This window comes from Pseudomonas sp. HC1(2025) (assembly GCF_058742075.1).
In genome coordinates this window covers 2,519,253-2,537,906 of sequence record NZ_CP196017.1, presented here as the reverse complement: position 1 = coordinate 2,537,906, position 18,654 = coordinate 2,519,253, and the positions used below count along the sequence as shown (strand labels likewise).

The window sequence follows — 18,654 nt, the reverse complement described above, 5'->3', positions numbered from 1 at the left end:
CCCCATGACACGCACCACCCACGGCTGGGCCGCCTATGGCCCGGGCTCGCCACTGGAACCTTTCACCTACCCGCGCCCGGACCCGGGGGCCAACGACGTGGAAATCCAAGTGACCCATTGCGGCGCCTGCACCAGTGACCTGCACCTGATTGAAGGCCATTGGGGCGAAGCCTCCCAATACCCTCAAGTGTGCGGCCACGAGGTCGTGGGGCGGGTGGTGCGTTGCGGCTCGGCGGTCACCCACCTGGCTGCCGGCCAGCGCGTTGGCGTGGGCTGGTACAAGGGCGCCTGCCTGGCGTGCGAATGGTGCCTCAAGGGCGAGGAGCAACACTGTGCGGCGGTGGTGGCGACCTGCGCCGATGGGCAAAAAGGCGGGTTTGCCGACTTCATGACCTGCGACAGCCGGTTCGTGTTCCCGATCCCCGACAACCTGCCCTCCCATGTCGCCGCTCCGTTGTTCTGCGCCGGGCAGACCGTGTTCACCGCGCTGCTGCGCGGCACCCGCCCGGGCATGCGCGTGGGGGTGCTGGGCATCGGTGGGCTCGGCCACCTGGCCATCCAGTTTGCGGCCAAGTTCGGCTGCACCGTCACCGCACTGTCGAGTTCCACCAGCAAAAAAACCCAGGCCTTGCAGTTGGGGGCCCGTCATTTCCACGGCCTGGACCCGGCCACCTTGCAGGCCCAGGAAAACACCCTGGACTTCCTGCTGGTCACCGCCTCCAACGACCAGGACTGGGAGCGCGCCATCGCCCTGCTGCGCCCCCACGGCACCCTGTGCTTTGCCGGGATGCCCGGCCCGGTCACGCTGGATATTGCGGCCATGACCTACAAGACCCTGACCGTCAGCACTGCCAACGTCGGCGGGCGCCACGACATGCTCAAGATGCTGGAATTTGCCAGCGAACATCATGTGTGGCCCCTGGTGGATATTTTTCCCACGGCGCAGATCAACCAGGCCCTCGACGCCCTACGCAACAACACTGTGCGCTACCGCGCGGTGATCGAGTTTTGACTGGCGTGCGCGCCCCCAGGAGATGCCCCTGATGCCTCCCTTCGCTCGCCCCCAGGAAACCCCGGACCTGGTGCCCCACCCGTTCGATGTCGAGCGCCAGGCCCAATGCAACCTTAAAGGGCATCGCTCATTGCTGTTGTGGTTCACCGGGATGTCGGGCGCCGGCAAGTCCTGTATTGCCAATTGCGTGCAGGCCAGCCTGCACGCGAAACAGCTGCACACCTGCCTGCTCGACGGCGACCGCCTGCGCCAGGGCTTGACCGCCGACCTGGGCTTTGCCGACAGCGACCGCAAGGAAAACATCCGACGCACCGCCGAGGTCGGCAGGTTGATGGTGGATGCCGGGGTCATCACCCTGGTGTGCCTGATCTCGCCCTTCGAACAGGAAAGACGCATGGCCAGGGCGCTGTTCGCCCCTGGCGACTTTATTGAAATCTTCATCGACGCACCGCTGCCGGTCCTCGAACAGCGCGACCCCAAGGGCCTTTATGCCAAGGCCCGCAAAGGCCTGATCAAGCACTTCACCGGCATTGACTCACCTTACGAGCGCCCGGTAGCCCCCGACATCGTGATTGACAGCGCCAACACCTCGATCGAACACGCCGCCCACACCATCGAGACGTTTGTCCTGCGCCAACGGCTGTGGACTTGACCCACCAATGGCCACCCCTGCCAACTGAGGCGTATTGACCCTCGCCTGGTGTTTGAGACCGGTCTTATGGTCGCCGTGGCCATGGTCACGATGAACCGCGCCAACTGGCGTAATTCACGAAAGAAAACCACCACCATGACACTTTACGCACCGCAAGTAGAGGTCAGTTGATGGGGGGCGCAATAGGAGTTAGAAGGGTCGGGGCAACCCCTAGGACTTGTCTCAGTCCGGCCCAAGGGCCGGCTTGAATCGACGAACGGCCCCCCAGTGCAGGAGCTGGCTTGCCAGCGATGGCGTCCGGCAAGCCAGGTACCTACAGGCCCGTCACCTGCTCCAACAACCATTGCTTGAACGCCTGCATCGCCGGGGTTTCGGCGCGTGATTGCAGGCGCGTCAGCCAGTAGCTACCCGTGGTGATGCCCACGTCGAACGGCTGGCGGATCACGTCCTGGGCCAGTTGGCGGGAGAACATCAGTGCCGGCGCCAGGGCCACGCCATTGCCCTGCAAGGCCGCTTCCATCATCGCCAGGGACGAGTCGAACACGATGCTGCGCGGCACCAGGGTGTCGGCGGGCAAGCCCGCGGCCTGGAACCACAGGCTCCATTCATCCGCCCGGTAAGAGCGCAACAGCGTGTGCTTCAACACATCGCCCGGGCCTTGCAATTGGCGGGCAATCGCCGGTACGCACAGTACGGTCAGCGGCGCCGCCAGCAACTCACAGGCGTGGGTGCCATGCCACGCGCCGGCGCCGAAGCGGATCGCATAATCCAGGCCTTCAGCCGCCACATCCACGCGGTTGTTGTGGGTCGACAAACGCAGGTCGATAAACGGGTAGCGCGCCTGGAAATCCGCCAGGCGCGGCAGCAGCCAGCCCACCGCAAACGTGCCCACCGCGCCCACCGTCAGCACCTCGCGGTAATGCCCGGCCTGGAACTGGCCCAGGGTCTGGGCGATGCGATCGAAGGACTCGCGCAATACCGGCAACAGCGTCTCCCCTTCGCGGGTGAGCATCAGGCCACGGGGCAGGCGCTTGAACAGGGTGACGTTGAGTTGGGCCTCCAGGCTCTTGACCTGGTGACTGACCGCCGCCTGGGTCACGCACAACTCGATGGCCGCCCGGGTAAAGCTCAAATGCCTGGCAGACGCTTCGAACGCGCGCAGTGCGTTAAGGGGTAAATGGGAACGCAACATGGTCTTAACCCAAATTTTTCTAATGACTGGTGCGAGATATCATCGGTTGTCCGGGACCGGCAAACTGCCTATCTTGGCGGCGCCTGCGCAGGCCGTGATTCCCCCGACAATCCTCAAGGAAGCGACCTCATCATGTACCAACACGTGCGCAACGTCACGATTCTCAGCCTCTTGCTCGGCGCCGGCAACTGCCTGGCCGCCACCGACCTGCGCCAGGTGGTGGACGCCACCGTCAAGCCGCTGATGCAGCAGCAGGCAATCCCAGGCCTGGCTGTCGCCATCGTGCAGGACGGCAAGGCCCGATACTTTAACTACGGTGTCGCCGCGCAGGACAGCCAGCAGCCCGTCAGCGAAAACACCCTGTTCGAGATCGGCTCGGTCAGCAAGACCTTCACCGCGACCCTGGCCGGCTATGCCCAGGCCACCGGTAAGTTGAAGCTCTCTGCCCCGGCCAGCGACTACTTGCCAGCCTTGCGCGCCAGCCAGTTCGAGCACATCAGCGTACTTGACCTGGGCACCTACACCGCAGGCGGGCTGCCGTTGCAGTTCCCCGGCGAGGCGGACAATGCGCAGCAGATGATCGGCTACTTCCAGCACTGGAAAGCCACTTTCGCCCCCGGCACCCACCGCCAGTACTCCAACCCCAGCCTGGGCCTGTTCGGCTATCTGGCGGCGCAGAGCCTGCAGCAACCGTTCGACGTGGCGATGGAACAGACCCTGCTGCCCAAGCTCGGCCTCAAGCACACCTATCTCAAGGTGCCCAAGCCCCAGATGGGCTTGTATGCCCAGGGCTACGACAAGGCCGGCAAGCCGGTGCGCGTCAGCCCCGGAGCGTTGGACAGCGAAGCCTATGGGGTGAAGACCAGCCCGGCAGACCTGGCCCGCTACATGGCGCTGAACATGGACCCGACATCGCTGGAGCAGCCGCTACAACAGGCCATCGCTACCACGCATACCGGTTACTACACCGTGGGCACTACCACCCAGGGCCTTGGTTGGGAGATGTACGCCTACCCGCTGAGTGTTGACGCCTTGGTCGACGGCAATTCCACACCCATGGCCATGGAGCCGCATCCGGTCCACTGGCTGACCCCGGCACAGCCGTTGCGCGCCAATACCCTGGTGAACAAGACCGGCTCGACCGGCGGTTTTGGCGCCTATATCGCTTATGTACCGAGCAGAGGCATCGGCGTGGTGATCCTGGCGAACAAGAACTACCCCAATGCCGAGCGGGTGAAAGCCGCCCACGCGATCCTGCAGGCCATGGAGCAATAGCCCAGCTTTTTTGAACCCGTCATCTTCCCAATGTGGGAGCGGGCTTGCTCGCGAAGACGTCGGCCCAGCAAACATTGATGTTGACTGACACACTGCTTTCGCGAGCAAGCCCGCTCCCACAGGGGATCTGCGCTTGACTGACTGGCATTAGGGCTTGCCCGCTCCCACAGGGGCGCAGCTACGCGGGCTTGATCTTCAGGCCGCCAGGCCCTTGCCGGCTCGTTCCAGGTTGCGCCACAACCAGGGCGGCAACACGTCTGGGTCGAGGCTGTCGATCAGATTCTTCAGGCTCAACCCCAGCTCCGTGTCACCCTCGATCACCAACCGCCGGCGGAAGAACAAGGTATCCGGATCCTCCTGGCGGCTGGCCAATAACAGGAACTCGCGCCAGTTGCCGCTGATGGTCACCTGGGCCTGGGCCTGTTCGGCGATGCGCAGTCCGTCGCGGCCCAGGGTCAAGTACCAGCGCAAGCCCAGGTCGGGAATGCGCAGGCACATCCAGCGCCCGCGCAGCAGTTCAAAACCACCATCGCGCAAAGGTTCGGCCAGGCAGCGGTTCAGCGCCTGTTGCAAGGCCAGGCGCTGCACCACGAACGGCACCTTGCGCATCAACGGCAGTAAGCGGTCGGCGCCCTTGAGCAGCCATTGCTTGCGATTCAGCACAGTCCCACCTCCTCGACCCGCAACATCCCGGCCTGGCCATGCCAGTAGCCATTGCAGCCTTCGACAAACACCGGCGGCGTGGCGCCCTGGCGGACCCGGTCAAAGGCTTCGACGATGCCCACCATGCCTTGCGCCCGTGGGCTCAGGCGCAGCAGGTCGGCGCCGCAGCTGATCAGTCCCGGGTAATCGGCCAGCAGATTAGTGACCTCCGCCGACAGGGTCTGGATACCATTCAAGGTAAACAGCGCCTGCCCTTCCTGGCTGGTCAAGGCCATGCCATCGGGGTAGTTGAGGCAGCAGAACTGGCAGTCATCCTTGGGCCGGTTTTCCGCCCGCGCCGTAAAGCAGCGCGCCGAATAGGCCAGGGGCAGATGCCCATAGGCGAAGACTTCGACTTGCGGCAACGGCCGGCCCAGTTCACGCACCTGCTCCAGCACATCGCCAATCAGCGCCGCCGAGCACTCCACCGGCGGCACCCAGCGCATCATCCCGGCATCCAGCAGTTGCACCAGGGCGTGGCCGTTATACAGATTCAACGCTGGCCCACCGACAAAGGGCAGCTTGCGCTCGGCGAGCAGCTGCACGGCGCCCATGTCATTGGCCTCGACCAACACCTCGCCGTTGTCACACAGGCGACGCAGGCTCGACAGCTCCGAGGCGGCCTCGATCAGGGTCAGGCTCGACAGCACAATTTGCGCATGGCCCGCCGACTGCAATTCGCGGCCCAGGCCCAACCACTGGTCGAGGTTGAACGCGCGGCGCTTGGAGCACACGGTTTCCCCCAGGTAGATCACATCCAGCGGCAGGCTGGCCATCTCGCTGTAGAACTGCCCCAGTTGTTGCTTATCCCAATAAAACAGCACCGGTCCCAGGCTGAGTTTCATGTGCGGTTCCTCATTGCCACGAACGATGGTAGGCGCCCAGGGTGGTCTGGCTGCCTTCGGATAGACCGGCCAGCACGCTGCGCCACTGGTCCTTGACCACAAAGCGTTGCGGCGCGCTGCGGTGCGCGTCCAGTGCCGCACGCCAGACCCCGGTGACTTGCTCGACATACGCCGGGCTGCGCTGGCGGCCTTCGATTTTTACCGCTTCGACGCCCATGGCGATCAACTCGGGGATCAAGTCCAGGGTGTCGAGGCTGGTGGGTTCTTCGAGGGCATGGAAGCGCTTGCCATCGACCATGAAACGGCCCTTGCACAGGGTCGGGTAGCCCGCCGGTTCGTCCGGTGTGTAGCGGTCGATCAGCACTTCGCTCAGGCGCGCGCTCAGGCCGTCGGCATCTTCGCTCCAGCGCACCGCCTTGGCCGGCGAGCACACGCCGCACAGGTTCGGTGACTCACCGGTGATATACGAAGACAGGTGGCAACGGCCCTCGGCCATGATGCACAGGCTGCCGAAACCGAAGACTTCGATGGGCACCGAACTGCTGGCGGCTACGTGTTTGACCTGGGCCAGCGACAGCACCCGGGGCAACACCGCGCGGCGGATGCCATAGCGCTCGGCGTAGAACTGCAACGCCGCCGCATGGGTCGCCGAACCCTGCACCGACAGATGCAAGGCCATCTGCGGATGGCGGCTGCTGGCGTACTGCAGCACCCCCGGATCGCCGGCAATCAGGGCATCCACGCCATGGTCGGCAGCACGGTCCACCGCCCGTTGCCAGCGCTCCCAGCCCTTGGGCTGCGGGTAGGTGTTGACCGCCACATACAGCTTGCGCTGGTGCTGGCGGATGTGGGCGACGGCGCCGTCGAACTGCTTGTCGTCCATGTTCAGCCCGGCAAAATGCCGGGCGTTGGTGTCATCGCGAAAACCCACATACACCGCATCGGCACCTTGGCGCACGGCGGCTTTAAGCGCAGGCAGATTGCCTGCCGGGCAGACCAGTTGCATGGTTGATCCTCATCAGAAAATTCATCATCAACACCGCATATCCCTTGTGGGAGCGGGCTTGTGTGGGAGCGGGCTTGCTCGCGATTACGGTGTGTCAGGCAATTTAAATGTTGACTGATCCACCGCTATCGCGAGCAAGCCCGCTCCCACATTGACCATCACCACCATCGGCACCGCCGGCAGTTATTGCATCAGTTCGGCAAAAGACACGAACCGCACCAGCCCGCCCTTCTCCACCAACTGCTCACGCTCCACAATCGCCAGGCCATCGGCCCAGCACGCGGCGCTGAGCATCGCCGAGCTTTGCCGGGGGTGCAGCGTGACCCGCGCCTGGCCGTCGATGCCCGGGGTCAGGCGTGCGCGCAGGTATTGGCGGCGGCGGTTGCGCTGGGCCCAGGTAAAGTCGGCGGGCAGCAGCATCGGCACCGGGGTGACGTCAGTCACACCCTGGGCGCGCAACAAGAACGGGCGCACCACCACCAACGCGGTAATCAGCGCCGCCGAAGGGTTGCCGGGCAAGCCGATCCACGGTTTGCCGGCCACATCGCCAAAGGCCAGGGGTTTGCCCGGCTGGATTGCCAGGCGCCAGAAATCCACGCGCCCCAGCTCCTTGATCGCCTGCTTGAGGTGATCTTCCTCGCCCACCGACACCCCGCCAGACGTCAGCAGCAAGTCGCATTCCGAGGACGCCAGGGTCAACGCATCGCGGCTGACGGCCAGTTCGTCGGCCATCACCCCATAGTCATGTACCTCCACGCCCCAGCCTTGCAGCAGCGCAGCCAGGCAATGGCGATTGCTGTTGTAGATTTGCCCCGGTGCCAGGTGATCGCCCGGCTCGCGCAGTTCATCACCGCTGCTCAACAGGCACACCCGCAACGGCCGATAGACCTTGACCTGGGCCAGCCCGGCCGCCGCCAGCAGGCCCAGCTCCTGGGCGCGCAGGCGCTTGCCGGCCGGCAGCAGCAAGGCGCCCTGGGTCACTTCTTCACCCTGCTTGCGCACATGCTCGCCAGTGCGCATCGGCGGGCACCAGATGCGTTGGCCGTAGACCCGGCAACGCTCCTGGGGCACCACGGTGTCAGCCCCGGCCGGCAAGGGTGCGCCGGTAAAAATGCGCATGGTTTGCCCACTGCTCAACGCTGTGGCTGCGCCCTCGCCAGCGGCGATGCGCCCGGCCAGGCGCAGGTAGCCGCCCTCGGCCGGCAGGTTGGCGGCGCACAGCGCGTAGCCGTCCATGGCACTGTTGTCCCAGGCCGGCAGGTTGACCGGGGAAAAGATATCGCTGGCCAGCACCCGGCCCAGGGCCTGGGCGGTTTTCACTTGCTGGGTGGACGGTGGAGGGGGTGCCTGGGCCAACAGTCGTTCGATGGCCTCGTCCACCGGGATCAGTTCGCCGCTTTCACACACCGAGGTGCTCATGACCGCGCCTCGCAGGGTTCCAGCGCTTGCGCGGCCTGGGCCTTGAGGTGCGGGGCGAAGTTGCACGGCCCGGTGCGGCTGTCCAGCTGCCCCAAGAGGATCTTGTCCCAGCCCGTGCGGCAGGCCCCGGGCGAGCCGGGCATGCAGCACACCAGCACGCCGTTGCTCATGCCGGCCAGGGCACGCGATTGCAGGGTCGACATGCCGATCTCTTGCAGGGACACCTGGCGAAACAGCTCGCCAAAACCTTCCACATGCTTATCCAGCAATGGCAGCACCGCTTGCGGGGTGTTATCGCGCGCGGTAAAGCCGGTGCCGCCGGTGGTGAGGATCACCTGCACCTGGGGGTCGGCAATCCATTGCGAAATCCGCGCGCGGATCTGGTAGATGTCGTCCACCACCAGGGCCCGGTCGATCAGCGCGTGCCCGGCCCCTTGCACGCGGTCGCACAGGGTTTGCCCGGAGGTGTCGTTGTCAAAGTTGCGGGTATCGCTGATGGTCAATACGGCGATGTTCAGTGAGACAAAATTGCGTTGAGTCAGATGTGCCATGGTGAAAATCCCGGGATAAATGAGCAATGGCCCCAGCCTGCACCGCAAAGGCCGGCGGGCCTATTCCTCCGAGGAGGTACCTCTAGGCGGATTCAGGGCGCCAGGCGGCTGCGCTGCCAGGTGCCGTCGTGCCGGTGATAGTCGAGGCGGTCGTGCAGGCGGTCGGGGCGGCCTTGCCAGAACTCCACGCGCTCGGGTTGCAGGCAGTAACCGCCCCACTCTGCCGGGCGCGGCGGTGGTTGCCCGGCAAAGCGCTGGGTGACATCACGCAGGTGCCCCTCCAGCTCGGCGCGATGGGCCAGGGGCTGGCTTTGCGGCGACGCCCAGGCGCCGATCTGGCTGGCCAGCGGCCGCGAGTGGAAATACTCGTCGGACAGCTGTGGCGCCAGGCGTGCGACCGTGCCTTCGATGCGTACCTGGCGCTCCAGGCCGGGCCAGAAAAAGGTCATGGCCGCGCTGGGGTTGCTCGCCAGTTCCTGGCCCTTGGCGCTCTGGTAGTGGCCGAAAAAGGTAAAGCCCTCGGCACCAAAGCCCTTGAGCAAGAGGATCCGGCAATGGGCACGGCCCTGGGCATCGACCGTGGCCAGGGCCATGCTGTTGGCCTCCACCGGCGCCACTTCGGTCTTGCGCGCCTGCTCCAGCCACTGGCCGAACAACACGAGGGGATCGTCCTGTACCAGGTCATCCCGCAAACCGTACAGGGTGTAGTTGCGGCGCATCTGCGCCAGGGAAAGGGGCATGGGGCAAACCTCCGGTCAATTCGCCACAGTCTGATCAGCCGACGCCCTGCGCACCTTGATCGCGATCAACTGCGCGCCGCGGCATGGGGTCGCAGCCCGGCTACTTGAGCCCCAGGCGCCGCGCCAGTTTGTGCAGGTTGCTGGAGTCCAGGCCCAGCATGCGCGCAGCGCTGGCCCAGTTTTCGCCGGACAGGCTCAACGCCTGGCGCACCTTCTGGCGCTGGCAGTCGTCCACCGCATCGCTCAAGCTCTGGAATGCTGGCGCCGGCACTTCAGGCACAGGGGCCTGGGCCAAGGTGGCGCTGTCGAGATCCAGCAGCTCGGCTTCCAGGGTCATGATCTGGTTGCGATTGCCGCCACGGCTCAACTGCTTGAGGGCAGCGCGGCTGATCACGTGTTCCAGCTCGCGCACATTGCCCGGCCAGGCATAACGAAGCAGGCTCTGCTCGGCTGCCGGTGACAGGCGCAAGCCGCGCAGGCCCAGGCGCGCGCGGTTGAGCTCCAGGAAGTGCCCGGCCAGCAGCAGCACATCGTGGCCGCGCTCGCGCAATGCCGGGATCGGCACCGGGTACACCGACAGCCGGTGGTACAGGTCGGCGCGAAACAGCCCTTGGCGAATGCTCTCGGGCAGGTGGCGGTTGGTGGCGGCGATAATCCGCACATCCACATGCAACGGCTTGTCGGCGCCCAGGCGCTGGATCTCACCGTTCTGCAAGGTGCGCAGCAGTTTGGCCTGCACACTCAACGGCAACTCGCCCACTTCATCGAGGAACAGCGTGCCGCCGTTGGCCGCGTCAAAACGCCCGGCACGGTCGCTGGTGGCGCCGGAGAACGCGCCTTTGACATGCCCGAACAACTCGCTCTCGGCCAACGACTCCGGCAGCGCCGCGCAGTTGACCTGGATCAGCGGCTTTTTACTGCGCCGCGACAGGCGATGCAGGCGCCGCGCGAACAGCTCCTTGCCGACCCCGGTTTCACCAAGCAGCAACACCGGCAGGTCCGAATCGGCGAGCACATCCAGCTCGTTGAGCAACTGGTGCAGGACCGGGCTCTGGCCGAGGATTTCGCCATCTTCGACCCTGGGCAAACCCGCCAACGGTTCATGGCGTGACAGGCGCAGGCTGCGGTTCTCCTGCTCCAGCCGCGTGACCCGCACCGCAGCCTCGATCTGCAACGTACAGCGCTTGAGCTGCTCGCGGGCATTGGCGTCAAAGGTCCCGGCGTGCAGGGCATCCAGGGTAATCGCGCCCCAGGGCCGGCCTTCGACGAACAGGCTCACGCCCATGCAGTCATGCACCGGCAGCGGTTCGCCGACCTGGGTGTCCAGCAGCCCGTCGTACGGGTCCGGCAGGCGGCTGTCGGGCTCGAACCAGGTCGGCTCGCGGGACGCCATGATCGCCGCCAGCCGTGGATGCTGGGCAATCACAAAACGCCGGCCGAGGGCCTCATGCACCAGCCCCACCGTGGCCACCGGACGCAGGCTGTCGTCGCCATCCAGGCGCAACAGGCCCACGGCGCCGCTATGGAAATATTCGCGCAGGGTCTGCACCAGGCGTTGCAGGCGCACCGCGTTGGGCAATTCGACAATCAGGTCGGCCGACAGACTTTCACGCAACATGGTCATTACTACCCTTGTATGGTCGGTTCTACCGTGCAGCATCAGGGTGATCCTGACCACTACAAAAAATTAAATGCGGTTTTTCAATGGGTTGGCAATGGCACACGGCATGCAATCAGCGGTGTATCTGTTCACTTGATGAGGAAAGCCGATGAACACCATCGCCCCGGACAGCCTGCCCCAGGCGCAACTGATCGAACATTTGCTGGAGCGCTACCACGCTCGCCACCGCGAGCAACTGCCGGAACTGATCCGCCTGGCCAGCCGTGTGGAGCAGGTCCACGGCCATCACCTGGCGTGCCCCAATGGCCTGGCCGACCTGCTGCGGGATATCGAACAGGAACTGGAGGGCCATATGCTCAAGGAGGAACAGGTGCTGTTCCCGATGCTGCAAATGGGCATGGGTCCCCAGGCCGCGCCGCCGATCCAGGTCATGCGCTATGAACATGAACAACACGGCCAGGCCCTGGAGCAGTTGCTGGCGCTGACCCATCGCATCCAGCCGCCCGCTGACGCCTGCAATACCTGGCGTGCCCTGTATCACGGGCTGGAGGTGTTTCATGGGGATTTGCTGGAGCATATTCATCTGGAAAATGACGTGTTGTTTGTTCGTGCGCTGACAGCCTGACCCCTGCCTGTAGGCGCGAGCTTGTTCGCGCCTACAGGACTCAGCGCAGCATCAGCTTGGCCAGGATCACGATCAGCACCATATGCCCAAGGATGCTGCGGCGGATCCACACCGCCCGCAGCGGGCTCAGGCGTTTTTGCGCCAGCCAGTACGCGAGCAACAGGTAATGCCCGATGATGCTCAGCGCCAACACGATCTTCAGGCTCAACATCGCCGAAAACTGGCTGGCCCAGGGCGCGCCCAGCACGCCGCGGTAGTGCCAGGCCAGGCCGATGCCCGCGCCATACAACAGCACCACCACGCCATGCAGCACCTGCCGCGAACGCCGGGCAATCGCCTGGTCGCTGGTGAACTGAGCCGACCACGCCAGCTCATCACGGGCGCGGTGCCAGATAACCACCTCAAAGAACAGCGTGCCGATAAAGGCGATGGCCGCCAGCAGATGCACGATCAATAACCACGAATAGAGCATTCCCGTTCTCCTAGCCCGGATGGCCGTCAACCCGCGCACGCCACAGCATTGGGGCATAGCGCCATAGATACACACCCAGGCCCAGGGTCCAGCACAGGCCCGCCAGCCACAACGCGGCATACGGCCAGATCAGCACCAGCAGCACCCGGCTCAGGCAGGCCAGGTTCAATAGGCTGAAGGCCAGGGTCATGCCCTTGGGTGGCGTCAGTGGGCGGCCGGTATGGCCCAGGCTGACCCGCGCGATCATCGCCAGGATCAACCCGCCCATCGCCCCCACCGTCAGCGCATGCACCGCCAGGCTCGGGTTCAGCGGCACGCCGAAATGCCACAGCGCCATGCCCAGGCAAGCCACGGCCAGCCAGGCATAGGCCAGGTGCAGCGACCACAGCAGCGGCACGCGCCACAGGCCTGGGTCGTGCCAGCGCACCAGGCGCAGCAGATGACCGAGCCCCAGCAGGGCAAACACCAGGCCAACCCAAAGGCTGGGCATCAGCGCCACACCGCTGGCATACAGCAGCGCCACCAACGCCGAGCCTGCCAACAGCAGGTAATCCAGCCACGGCCAGGGCTTCACTGCTTCAGTACGCCCCAGGCCGCGCTGGGTGAAGAACGGAATCACCCGCCCGCCGATCAAGCCCATCATCGCCGCCACCAGCCACAACCCGGTCAACACCGCCTGGCGCTGCCAGCCTTCGTCACCGCGCAGCAGGCCATACAGGGACAGGCCATCGGCCAGGGTCAACAGCAGCAGCACCAGCACAATCGGGTAGTTGCGTTGTTGCCGCACTTTCCACAGGGTCCAGCCCATCAGCCCGGCGACCGCCAGGGGAAAGCTCAGTTCCAGCACAGCCAGCAACGGCCATGGCAGGTTGAACAGCCACGCCAGGCGTGCGCCCAGCCATAACCCGGCCAGCGCCGCGAGGGGCGCGCCACTGATGCCGGGGCGGCCGGTCCAGGTCTGCACCGCCGTCAGCAGGAACCCGCCGATGATTGCCAGGGCGAAACCGAACAGCAGTTCATGTCGATGCCACGCCAGCCAGCCACCCGCCGGCTGCCAGCCCGCATCGCCGGCCAGGGCCAGCAGCCACAAGGGAATCGCCAGCAGCGCCAACAGGCAGCCACCGAGGAAAAATGGCCGGAAAGCCAGGCGAAACAACGGGGTTATCGACATGGCCTTGCGTCGATCCAGCACGTGCATACCACCACTCCTCAAGTCATTGCCGGCCCGATCATCCGGGATTGCCCGCCCCTGGCCCTTGTCGCAGATCAAGCAGGGCTCCTGGGCGGCCCACTATCCTTGGGGCCGTCGCGCAATCAGTGTTGCAAAGGCCGGGCCGAATTCCCCAGTGCGCCGCCCTACACCTGTAGGAGCTGGCTTGCCTGCGATGCAAACACCTCGGTCTGGTGGTTACACCGTAGCGATGCCATCGCTGGCAAGCCAGCTCCTACAGGGGTTAGCGTTGTCCAGGAGGGTTTAAATGACCATTAGAGGGTTATTTAAACCCACAAAGGCAGGGTCATTTTGACCATGTAGGCGCTACAGCCCAGGTTTTACAGGGCCCGTGCCTTGGCCCAGCTCTTGCTCTAGCCGGTTATCCCTTATTACTGCCCCCACGGAGTCCCCATGAAAAAAGTCATCCAGCCCCTGGCCTGGTTCGTGATTCTCGGTTCGATGATGGCGGCGGCCAGTGGCCTGTCGTTGTGGCTTGTATGATCAGCGACACGCCGAGGGTCCTGCACCGCGTGCATCATCAGATCCTGCGCAGCCATCACCTGTTCGAGCCGCTCAACGAAGAGCAGATGGACGAGCTGATGGCCAGCAGTCAGTTGCTCAGTGTCGACAAGGGCGAGCCGCTGTTCCGCCAGGGCGAACCGGCCGATGGCTTTTACTTTGTGATTGCCGGCGCGGTGAAGATCTACCGCCTGACCCCGGACGGCCAGGAAAAGGTCTTTGAAGTGATCGGCGAGCGGCAGACCTTCGCCGAGGCGATGATGCTGATGGACACGCCCAACTACGTGGCCTGCGCCGAGGCGGTGTGCCCCACGCAGTTGTATCGCCTGTCCAACGCCACCTATATGCGCCTGCTCCACAGCAACAGCCGCCTGACCTTCGCCCTGCTGGGCAAGTTGTGTGTGCGCCTGCACCAGCGGGTCAACGAGATCGAGACCCTGTCCCTGAAAAACGCCACCCACCGCGTGGTGCGCTACCTGCTGACGCAACTGGTGCGCCTGCACAGTGTCGACAGTTCGTTCGAACTGCCCATGGCCAAGCAGTTGATCGCCGGGCACTTGTCGATCCAGCCGGAGACGTTCTCGCGGATCATTCGCCGGCTGATCGATGAAAAAATCATCACCCAGGACGGTCGGCAGATCGCCATTCTTGATCGCCTGCGCCTGGAGCAATTTGAATGAGCGCAGCGCGAGTCTGCCTGTATTGCCAGCATGCCAACCCGCCACCCCACGCGGCCTGCGAACGCTGCGCCATGCCCCTGCCCGCCTCCACCGCCAGCCTTGAGGCGCGGCGGCTCAAGCGCTTCCAATGGTTCTGCCTGGGGCTGGCGGTGTTCTGCATCACGATGTTCTTCTGGCTGCCCCGGGACTTTTACTGATCTTCGGTCAACTGCCGGTAGAGCTGCGGCAAGCGCAGCGGCAGTTGTTCCGGCTGGCGGATCAGGGTGTAGCCGTGGGCGCCGAACATGTACGGCAGGTACTCCCCGGCCTGTTTATCGATCGTGATGCAGAACGGCACCAGGCCCTGGCGCCGCGCTTCTAGCACGGCCTGGCGGGTGTCCTCCACGCCATAGCGGCCCTCGTACAGGTCCAAGTCATTGGGCTTGCCATCGGTCACAATCAGCAGCAGTTTGCGCCGTTGTCTACAGGCGCCCAAGGTCTGGGTGGCCTGGCGGATGGCGGCGCCCATCCGTGTGTAGTAACCCGGTTTCAGGCCCTGGATGCAGCCGCGGGTGTGGTCGTCGTAGGGCTGCTGGAATGACTTGAGCTGTTGCAGGCGCACCTGCTGGCGACGCAAGGACGAAAAGCCATACAAGGCAAACGCATCGCCCAGGCCCGCCAGGCTTTCGCCAAACAGCAGCAGGCTGTCGCGGATCACGTCGATGACCTTTTGCGTATCGTTCAAATGGGCGTCGGTGGACATCGACAAATCGGCCAGCAGCAAACAGGCCAAGTCGCGCCGGGTGCGGCGCTGCTCCTTAAACAGGCCACGCTCGGCGCATGCGCCGTGCTGGCGCTCGACATAAAAATCCAGCCACGCCTGCAGGTCCAGTTCCGCGCCCTGGGGCTGTTGGCGCAACCATTGGCGGTCGGTACGCAGTTGCTGGAACTGGCGGCGCAAACGCGCGGCCTGGGGCAGCAGGCGAGCCGGCAGCGGCTGGGGCGCGCTGTCGCGGGGTTGCAGCAGTTGCAGGTTGACGAAGTTGGCTTGCAGGCGCTGCTGACGGTAGTCCCACTCTGGCAGCTTGATGCCTGCGCCCAGGGGGATGTCATCGACATCGGCCGGCGGCAAATCCAGGTGCAGCTTGAGCCCGCCGCTCCTGCGCACGCGCTGGCGTGACAGGCTCAACTGGTCGAGGTCTTCGGCGACCCGCGCGGCATCTTCGTCTTCGGAATCGTCGGCCCAGCGGTCCAGATCGACGTGCTCGGTCCAACTGAACAGGTTTTCCAGGCGCACCACCAACAGGCCACCGTCGCGGCTGTTGTCGTCGACCCGGTTGGCCTGCTTGGGCGCGCCCTGTTGTTCGCCAGGCCGCGTCGTCAGGTCGTCGCCCTCGTCGTCCTGATCTGCGGCCTGTGGGCTGTGCAGGTGCAAGGGTGGATACAGCCACAGCGGCAACGGCCAGGCGGCGCGCTCGCTGCGGGGTAGCTGGCGCACGCTGCCGGGTTCACGCAGGGCCTTGCGCAAGGCCTTTTCCACGGCGGCTTCGGCGGGGTTGAGGGTGGCGGGATCGGGGCGCAATTGCAGGTGGGCGTCCACCAGGCGCTGATAGCTGGGGAGCATGGCCGGGTAACGCTGCAACAGCAGCCAGGTCCAGCGCTGGTTATCCCGGGCCCAGTGGGTCATCGGCCCGGCATGTGCGGCCAGCAGCGCCAGCCAGCGGTACAGCTCCAGGTTCAGGGCCACCGAGGGAAACACCGCCAGGCTTGCCGGCAGGCGCAGGCGATGGCCGTCGCACGAGGCCAGGGGCGCCTGCCGGCAGGTGCCGGCGATGCGCATCAACAGGTTGCGGCGCAGCAGCAGGTCGCGCTCGCTGGCGGCTTCCACGGCTATCCCATGGGCACCGCCCAGGGCGCGGAACAACAGGGCCAGGCTGCGCTGGCGGTCGACCAGATCGACCCGCGCCTCGGGGAAGTCGGCACTGGCGCGACGGGTGATAAAGCGGTGCCAGACACTGCCGACCCACTCTTCCAACTCAAGGGTAAAGGCCATGTGAAGTGCTCCAGACGTAAAACGGCCCGCAGTACCTGCCGGGCCGCCCTCTTGGGGATTAACGTTGACCGCTCAAGCAGTCACGGGGGTGGCAGAGTCCAAGCCTTTGCCCCGCTGCCGGAAGCTCCACAGGTAGCAGAGCAGGCCCAGCAGGAACACCACGCCACTGGCCAGCCGTGCCCAGAACAGCACCGACAGGTGGTCCATGGTGGCCATGAACGGCAGCGCCACACCGTCCACTTGCCAGCGTTGCAACCAGACCTGCACGGCACCGGCAGCGGTGAGGAACAAGGTGATCATCACCATCGACAGGACCATCATCCAGAAGCCCCAGATCTCCAGGGTCTGGGAGCGTGCATCCGGTGCTTCACCGATACCGCGCAGGCGGGGCATGGCGTAGCTGATCAAGGTCATGACGATCATGGCGTAGGCGCCGAAGAACGCCAGGTGGCCGTGGGCGGCAGTCAATTGGGTGCCGTGGGTGTAGAAGTTGACCGGTGCCAGGGTGTGCAGGAAGCCCCAGACCCCGGCGCCGAAGAACGCGGTGACCGTGGTGCCCTTGGCCCACAACGTGGCCGCCCGGTTCGGGTGCTGGCGCCGACGCTGTTTGACCATGGTGAAGGCGAACATCACCATCGCCAGGAACGGCAGCGGCTCCAGGGCCGAGAAGATCGAGCCGACCCACAACCACACCTCGGGCGCACCGATCCAGAAGAAGTGGTGACCGGTGCCGATGATCCCGGTGATCAGGGCCATGGCGATGATCACGTACAGCCATTTTTCCACGACCTCGCGGTCGACGCCGGTGACCTTGATCAACACAAAGGCGAGCATCGAACCCATGATCAGCTCCCACACGCCTTCAACCCAAAGATGCACCACCCACCACCAGTAGAACTTGTCCCGCGCCAGGTTGCCGGGGTTGTAGAACGAGAACAGGAAGAACACCGCCAGGCCGATCAGCCCGGTCATCATCACCATGCTCACCGTGGTCTTGCGGCCCTTGAGCAGGGTCATGCCGATGTTGTAGAGAAAGCCCAGGCACACGACCACGATGCCCATCTTGGTGATGGTCGGCTGCTCCAGGAACTCCCGGCCCATGGTTGGCAGCAACTCGTTGTGGGTCAGCTTGGCCAGGGCCGCATAGGGCACCAGCAAGTAGCCGAGGATGGTCAACACGCCGGCGACGGCGAACACCCAGAACAGCAGGATTGCCAGCTTGGGGCTGTGCAACTCGCGGTCGGCCTCTTCCGGCACCAGGTAATAGGCGGCGCCCATGAACCCGAACAGCAGCCAGACGATCAACAGGTTGGTGTGGACCATGCGGGCCACGTTGAAGGGGATCAACGGGAACAGAAAGTCGCCGACCACGTATTGCAGGCCCATGATCAAACCGAACAGCACCTGGCCCAGGAACAGGATCAGGGCGAATACAAAGTAGGGTTTGGCCACGGCCTGGGATTGGAATTTCAGATATGGATTGACGGTACGCATCCCTTAGCCCTCCTTGTTTGGCGGCCAGCCATTGGTGTTGATCTTCGAGCTCCATTTGAGGAACTCGGCCATATCGTCCACCTCCTGGTCGCTGAGGTTGAATTGCGGCATCGCACGCCGGCCGGGAACGCCCAAGGGTTGCATCTTCATCCAGGCGTGCAGGAATGGCTTGAACGCTTCCTCGCCGCCGCGGCGGTTGAACACATTGCCCAACTCCGGCGCAAAGTACGCACCCTCGCCCAGCAGGGTGTGGCAGCCGACGCAGTTGTTGCGCTCCCAGACGCCCTTGCCGCGTACCACCGATTCGGTGAGTTGGTCCTGGTTACTGCGCGAGGGAAAGGTTTGTTCGGTGTGGTAGGTCAGGGCCAGGAATATCAGGAAGAAGAACACGCTTCCTCCGAAGTAGATATTCCTGGCCATGCCCTTGGTGAAGGTCTCTGACATGGTCGCTTCCTCATTGCTTGGCAGGGGCCATGATAGAAAGCTGGGGGGTAAAAGCTGCTTGATGGCGATCAAGAAATGCCGATGGTTTTGGTCGGGTATTGATTGTCGAGACGTACGCGCCCCTGTAGGAGCCGGCTTGCCGGCGATGCCGGCGATGGCC

General features: G+C 64.5%; 18 protein-coding genes and 1 pseudogene. 6 read left to right on the top strand and 13 right to left on the bottom strand.

From position 1 onward, the window contains the following. The first annotated feature begins 4 nt into the window (after positions 1 to 4). Together ACSSVH_RS11555 and cysC are read left to right on the top strand one after the other, a co-directional pair. Positions 5 to 1,012: an NAD(P)-dependent alcohol dehydrogenase gene (locus ACSSVH_RS11555; RefSeq protein ID WP_169955276.1), complete on the top strand. Its 1,008-nt coding sequence runs from the start codon at positions 5 to 7 to the stop codon at positions 1,010 to 1,012. A 31-nt stretch (positions 1,013 to 1,043) separates the two neighbouring features. Then, positions 1,044 to 1,664 carry an adenylyl-sulfate kinase gene (gene cysC, locus ACSSVH_RS11550; protein ID WP_169955277.1) on the top strand — a complete coding sequence of 207 codons (621 nt, stop codon included), beginning with the start codon at positions 1,044 to 1,046 and terminating at the stop codon, positions 1,662 to 1,664. A 313-nt stretch (positions 1,665 to 1,977) separates the two neighbouring features. Here cysC and ACSSVH_RS11545 read toward each other — a convergent pair whose 3' ends face one another. Next, entirely contained in the window at positions 1,978 to 2,856 is an 879-nt protein-coding gene (locus ACSSVH_RS11545; RefSeq protein ID WP_170041575.1) for a LysR family transcriptional regulator, read from the bottom strand. Between the two features lie 132 nt (positions 2,857 to 2,988). Here ACSSVH_RS11545 and ampC point away from each other — a divergent pair, with 132 nt between their 5' ends. Next, entirely contained in the window at positions 2,989 to 4,131 is a 1,143-nt protein-coding gene (ampC, locus tag ACSSVH_RS11540) for a class C beta-lactamase (protein WP_169955279.1), read from the top strand. A gap of 195 nt (positions 4,132 to 4,326) precedes the next feature. On the opposite strand, the gene ubiT is transcribed toward ampC, so the two are convergent. The 7 genes from ubiT to norR all read right to left on the bottom strand — a co-directional run bounded on the left by ubiT (position 4,327) and on the right by norR (position 11,012). After that, a complete protein-coding gene (ubiT, locus tag ACSSVH_RS11535; RefSeq protein WP_169955280.1) occupies positions 4,327 to 4,794 on the bottom strand; it encodes a ubiquinone anaerobic biosynthesis accessory factor UbiT in 468 nt (155 codons plus the stop codon). Next, positions 4,788 to 5,678: a U32 family peptidase gene (locus ACSSVH_RS11530; protein WP_169955281.1), complete on the bottom strand. Its 891-nt coding sequence runs from the start codon at positions 5,676 to 5,678 to the stop codon at positions 4,788 to 4,790. Before ACSSVH_RS11530 ends, ubiT begins: the two co-directional genes overlap by 7 nt. Positions 5,679 to 5,688: 10 nt before the next feature. Continuing rightward, positions 5,689 to 6,684 (bottom strand): ubiquinone anaerobic biosynthesis protein UbiU, encoded by a 996-nt coding sequence (gene ubiU / locus ACSSVH_RS11525; protein ID WP_076960737.1) that lies wholly within the window; start codon positions 6,682 to 6,684, stop codon positions 5,689 to 5,691. A gap of 183 nt (positions 6,685 to 6,867) precedes the next feature. Then, positions 6,868 to 8,103, bottom strand: coding sequence for a molybdopterin molybdotransferase MoeA (locus tag ACSSVH_RS11520; RefSeq protein WP_492634566.1), 1,236 nt, complete (start codon positions 8,101 to 8,103; stop codon positions 6,868 to 6,870). Continuing rightward, positions 8,100 to 8,654: a molybdenum cofactor biosynthesis protein B gene (gene moaB, locus ACSSVH_RS11515; protein ID WP_169955283.1), complete on the bottom strand. Its 555-nt coding sequence runs from the start codon at positions 8,652 to 8,654 to the stop codon at positions 8,100 to 8,102. The genes ACSSVH_RS11520 and moaB overlap by 4 nt, the downstream gene beginning before the upstream one ends. 92 nt (positions 8,655 to 8,746) lie before the next feature. Beyond that, on the bottom strand, positions 8,747 to 9,394 hold the full coding sequence (pdxH, locus tag ACSSVH_RS11510) for a pyridoxamine 5'-phosphate oxidase (RefSeq protein ID WP_492634565.1): 648 nt from the start codon (positions 9,392 to 9,394) through the stop codon (positions 8,747 to 8,749). Between the two features lie 100 nt (positions 9,395 to 9,494). After that, on the bottom strand, positions 9,495 to 11,012 hold the full coding sequence (norR, locus tag ACSSVH_RS11505; RefSeq protein ID WP_492634564.1) for a nitric oxide reductase transcriptional regulator NorR: 1,518 nt from the start codon (positions 11,010 to 11,012) through the stop codon (positions 9,495 to 9,497). Between the two features lie 178 nt (positions 11,013 to 11,190). On the opposite strand from norR, the pseudogene ACSSVH_RS11500 reads away from it, so the two are divergent. Next, positions 11,191 to 11,640 (top strand): annotated as a pseudogene (locus ACSSVH_RS11500) (hemerythrin domain-containing protein); the annotation flags it as partial. A gap of 40 nt (positions 11,641 to 11,680) precedes the next feature. Here the strand turns inward: ACSSVH_RS11500 and ACSSVH_RS11495 are convergent. Further along, positions 11,681 to 12,112: a hypothetical protein gene (locus tag ACSSVH_RS11495; RefSeq protein WP_170041581.1), complete on the bottom strand. Its 432-nt coding sequence runs from the start codon at positions 12,110 to 12,112 to the stop codon at positions 11,681 to 11,683. A 10-nt stretch (positions 12,113 to 12,122) separates the two neighbouring features. After that, positions 12,123 to 13,310 carry an NnrS family protein gene (locus ACSSVH_RS11490; RefSeq protein WP_492634563.1) on the bottom strand — a complete coding sequence of 396 codons (1,188 nt, stop codon included), beginning with the start codon at positions 13,308 to 13,310 and terminating at the stop codon, positions 12,123 to 12,125. Positions 13,311 to 13,822: 512 nt separating this feature from the next. Between ACSSVH_RS11490 and ACSSVH_RS11485 the strand changes: the two genes are divergently transcribed. Together ACSSVH_RS11485 and ACSSVH_RS11480 are read left to right on the top strand one after the other, a co-directional pair. Continuing rightward, a complete protein-coding gene (locus tag ACSSVH_RS11485; protein WP_170041583.1) occupies positions 13,823 to 14,524 on the top strand; it encodes a Crp/Fnr family transcriptional regulator in 702 nt (233 codons plus the stop codon). Further along, positions 14,521 to 14,721, top strand: coding sequence for a protein DnrP (locus ACSSVH_RS11480; RefSeq protein ID WP_170058035.1), 201 nt, complete (start codon positions 14,521 to 14,523; stop codon positions 14,719 to 14,721). Before ACSSVH_RS11485 ends, ACSSVH_RS11480 begins: the two co-directional genes overlap by 4 nt. Here the strand turns inward: ACSSVH_RS11480 and ACSSVH_RS11475 are convergent. The 3 genes from ACSSVH_RS11475 to ACSSVH_RS11465 all read right to left on the bottom strand — a co-directional run bounded on the left by ACSSVH_RS11475 (position 14,715) and on the right by ACSSVH_RS11465 (position 18,494). Next, complete coding sequence (locus ACSSVH_RS11475) at positions 14,715 to 16,556, bottom strand: nitric oxide reductase activation protein NorD (protein WP_492634562.1); 1,842 nt, start codon at positions 16,554 to 16,556, stop codon at positions 14,715 to 14,717. The two genes, ACSSVH_RS11480 and ACSSVH_RS11475, sit on opposite strands and share 7 nt — an antisense overlap. Positions 16,557 to 16,628: 72 nt before the next feature. Next, on the bottom strand, positions 16,629 to 18,050 hold the full coding sequence (locus tag ACSSVH_RS11470; protein ID WP_172314830.1) for a cbb3-type cytochrome c oxidase subunit I: 1,422 nt from the start codon (positions 18,048 to 18,050) through the stop codon (positions 16,629 to 16,631). A 3-nt stretch (positions 18,051 to 18,053) separates the two neighbouring features. Beyond that, on the bottom strand, positions 18,054 to 18,494 hold the full coding sequence (locus tag ACSSVH_RS11465) for a c-type cytochrome (RefSeq protein ID WP_154842703.1): 441 nt from the start codon (positions 18,492 to 18,494) through the stop codon (positions 18,054 to 18,056). Between the last annotated feature and the right edge of the window lie 160 nt (positions 18,495 to 18,654).

Excerpts from the sequence above, each read along its gene's own strand:
- cysC (WP_169955277.1), top strand. The coding sequence starts at position 1,044 with ATGCCTCCCTTCGCTCGCCCCCAGGAAACCCCGGACCTGGTGCCCCAC.
- ACSSVH_RS11490 (WP_492634563.1), bottom strand. The coding sequence starts at position 13,310 with ATGCACGTGCTGGATCGACGCAAGGCCATGTCGATAACCCCGTTGTTT.
- moaB (WP_169955283.1), bottom strand. The coding sequence starts at position 8,654 with ATGGCACATCTGACTCAACGCAATTTTGTCTCACTGAACATCGCCGTA.
- ACSSVH_RS11480 (WP_170058035.1), top strand. The coding sequence starts at position 14,521 with ATGAGCGCAGCGCGAGTCTGCCTGTATTGCCAGCATGCCAACCCGCCA.
- ACSSVH_RS11555 (WP_169955276.1), top strand. The coding sequence starts at position 5 with ATGACACGCACCACCCACGGCTGGGCCGCCTATGGCCCGGGCTCGCCA.
- ACSSVH_RS11545 (WP_170041575.1), bottom strand. The coding sequence starts at position 2,856 with ATGTTGCGTTCCCATTTACCCCTTAACGCACTGCGCGCGTTCGAAGCG.
- ampC (WP_169955279.1), top strand. The coding sequence starts at position 2,989 with ATGTACCAACACGTGCGCAACGTCACGATTCTCAGCCTCTTGCTCGGC.
- ubiU (WP_076960737.1), bottom strand. The coding sequence starts at position 6,684 with ATGCAACTGGTCTGCCCGGCAGGCAATCTGCCTGCGCTTAAAGCCGCC.
- ACSSVH_RS11530 (WP_169955281.1), bottom strand. The coding sequence starts at position 5,678 with ATGAAACTCAGCCTGGGACCGGTGCTGTTTTATTGGGATAAGCAACAA.
- ACSSVH_RS11470 (WP_172314830.1), bottom strand. The coding sequence starts at position 18,050 with ATGCGTACCGTCAATCCATATCTGAAATTCCAATCCCAGGCCGTGGCC.
- ACSSVH_RS11520 (WP_492634566.1), bottom strand. The coding sequence starts at position 8,103 with ATGAGCACCTCGGTGTGTGAAAGCGGCGAACTGATCCCGGTGGACGAG.
- ACSSVH_RS11465 (WP_154842703.1), bottom strand. The coding sequence starts at position 18,494 with ATGTCAGAGACCTTCACCAAGGGCATGGCCAGGAATATCTACTTCGGA.
- ACSSVH_RS11495 (WP_170041581.1), bottom strand. The coding sequence starts at position 12,112 with ATGCTCTATTCGTGGTTATTGATCGTGCATCTGCTGGCGGCCATCGCC.
- norR (WP_492634564.1), bottom strand. The coding sequence starts at position 11,012 with ATGTTGCGTGAAAGTCTGTCGGCCGACCTGATTGTCGAATTGCCCAAC.
- ACSSVH_RS11475 (WP_492634562.1), bottom strand. The coding sequence starts at position 16,556 with ATGGCCTTTACCCTTGAGTTGGAAGAGTGGGTCGGCAGTGTCTGGCAC.
- ACSSVH_RS11485 (WP_170041583.1), top strand. The coding sequence starts at position 13,823 with ATGATCAGCGACACGCCGAGGGTCCTGCACCGCGTGCATCATCAGATC.
- pdxH (WP_492634565.1), bottom strand. The coding sequence starts at position 9,394 with ATGCCCCTTTCCCTGGCGCAGATGCGCCGCAACTACACCCTGTACGGT.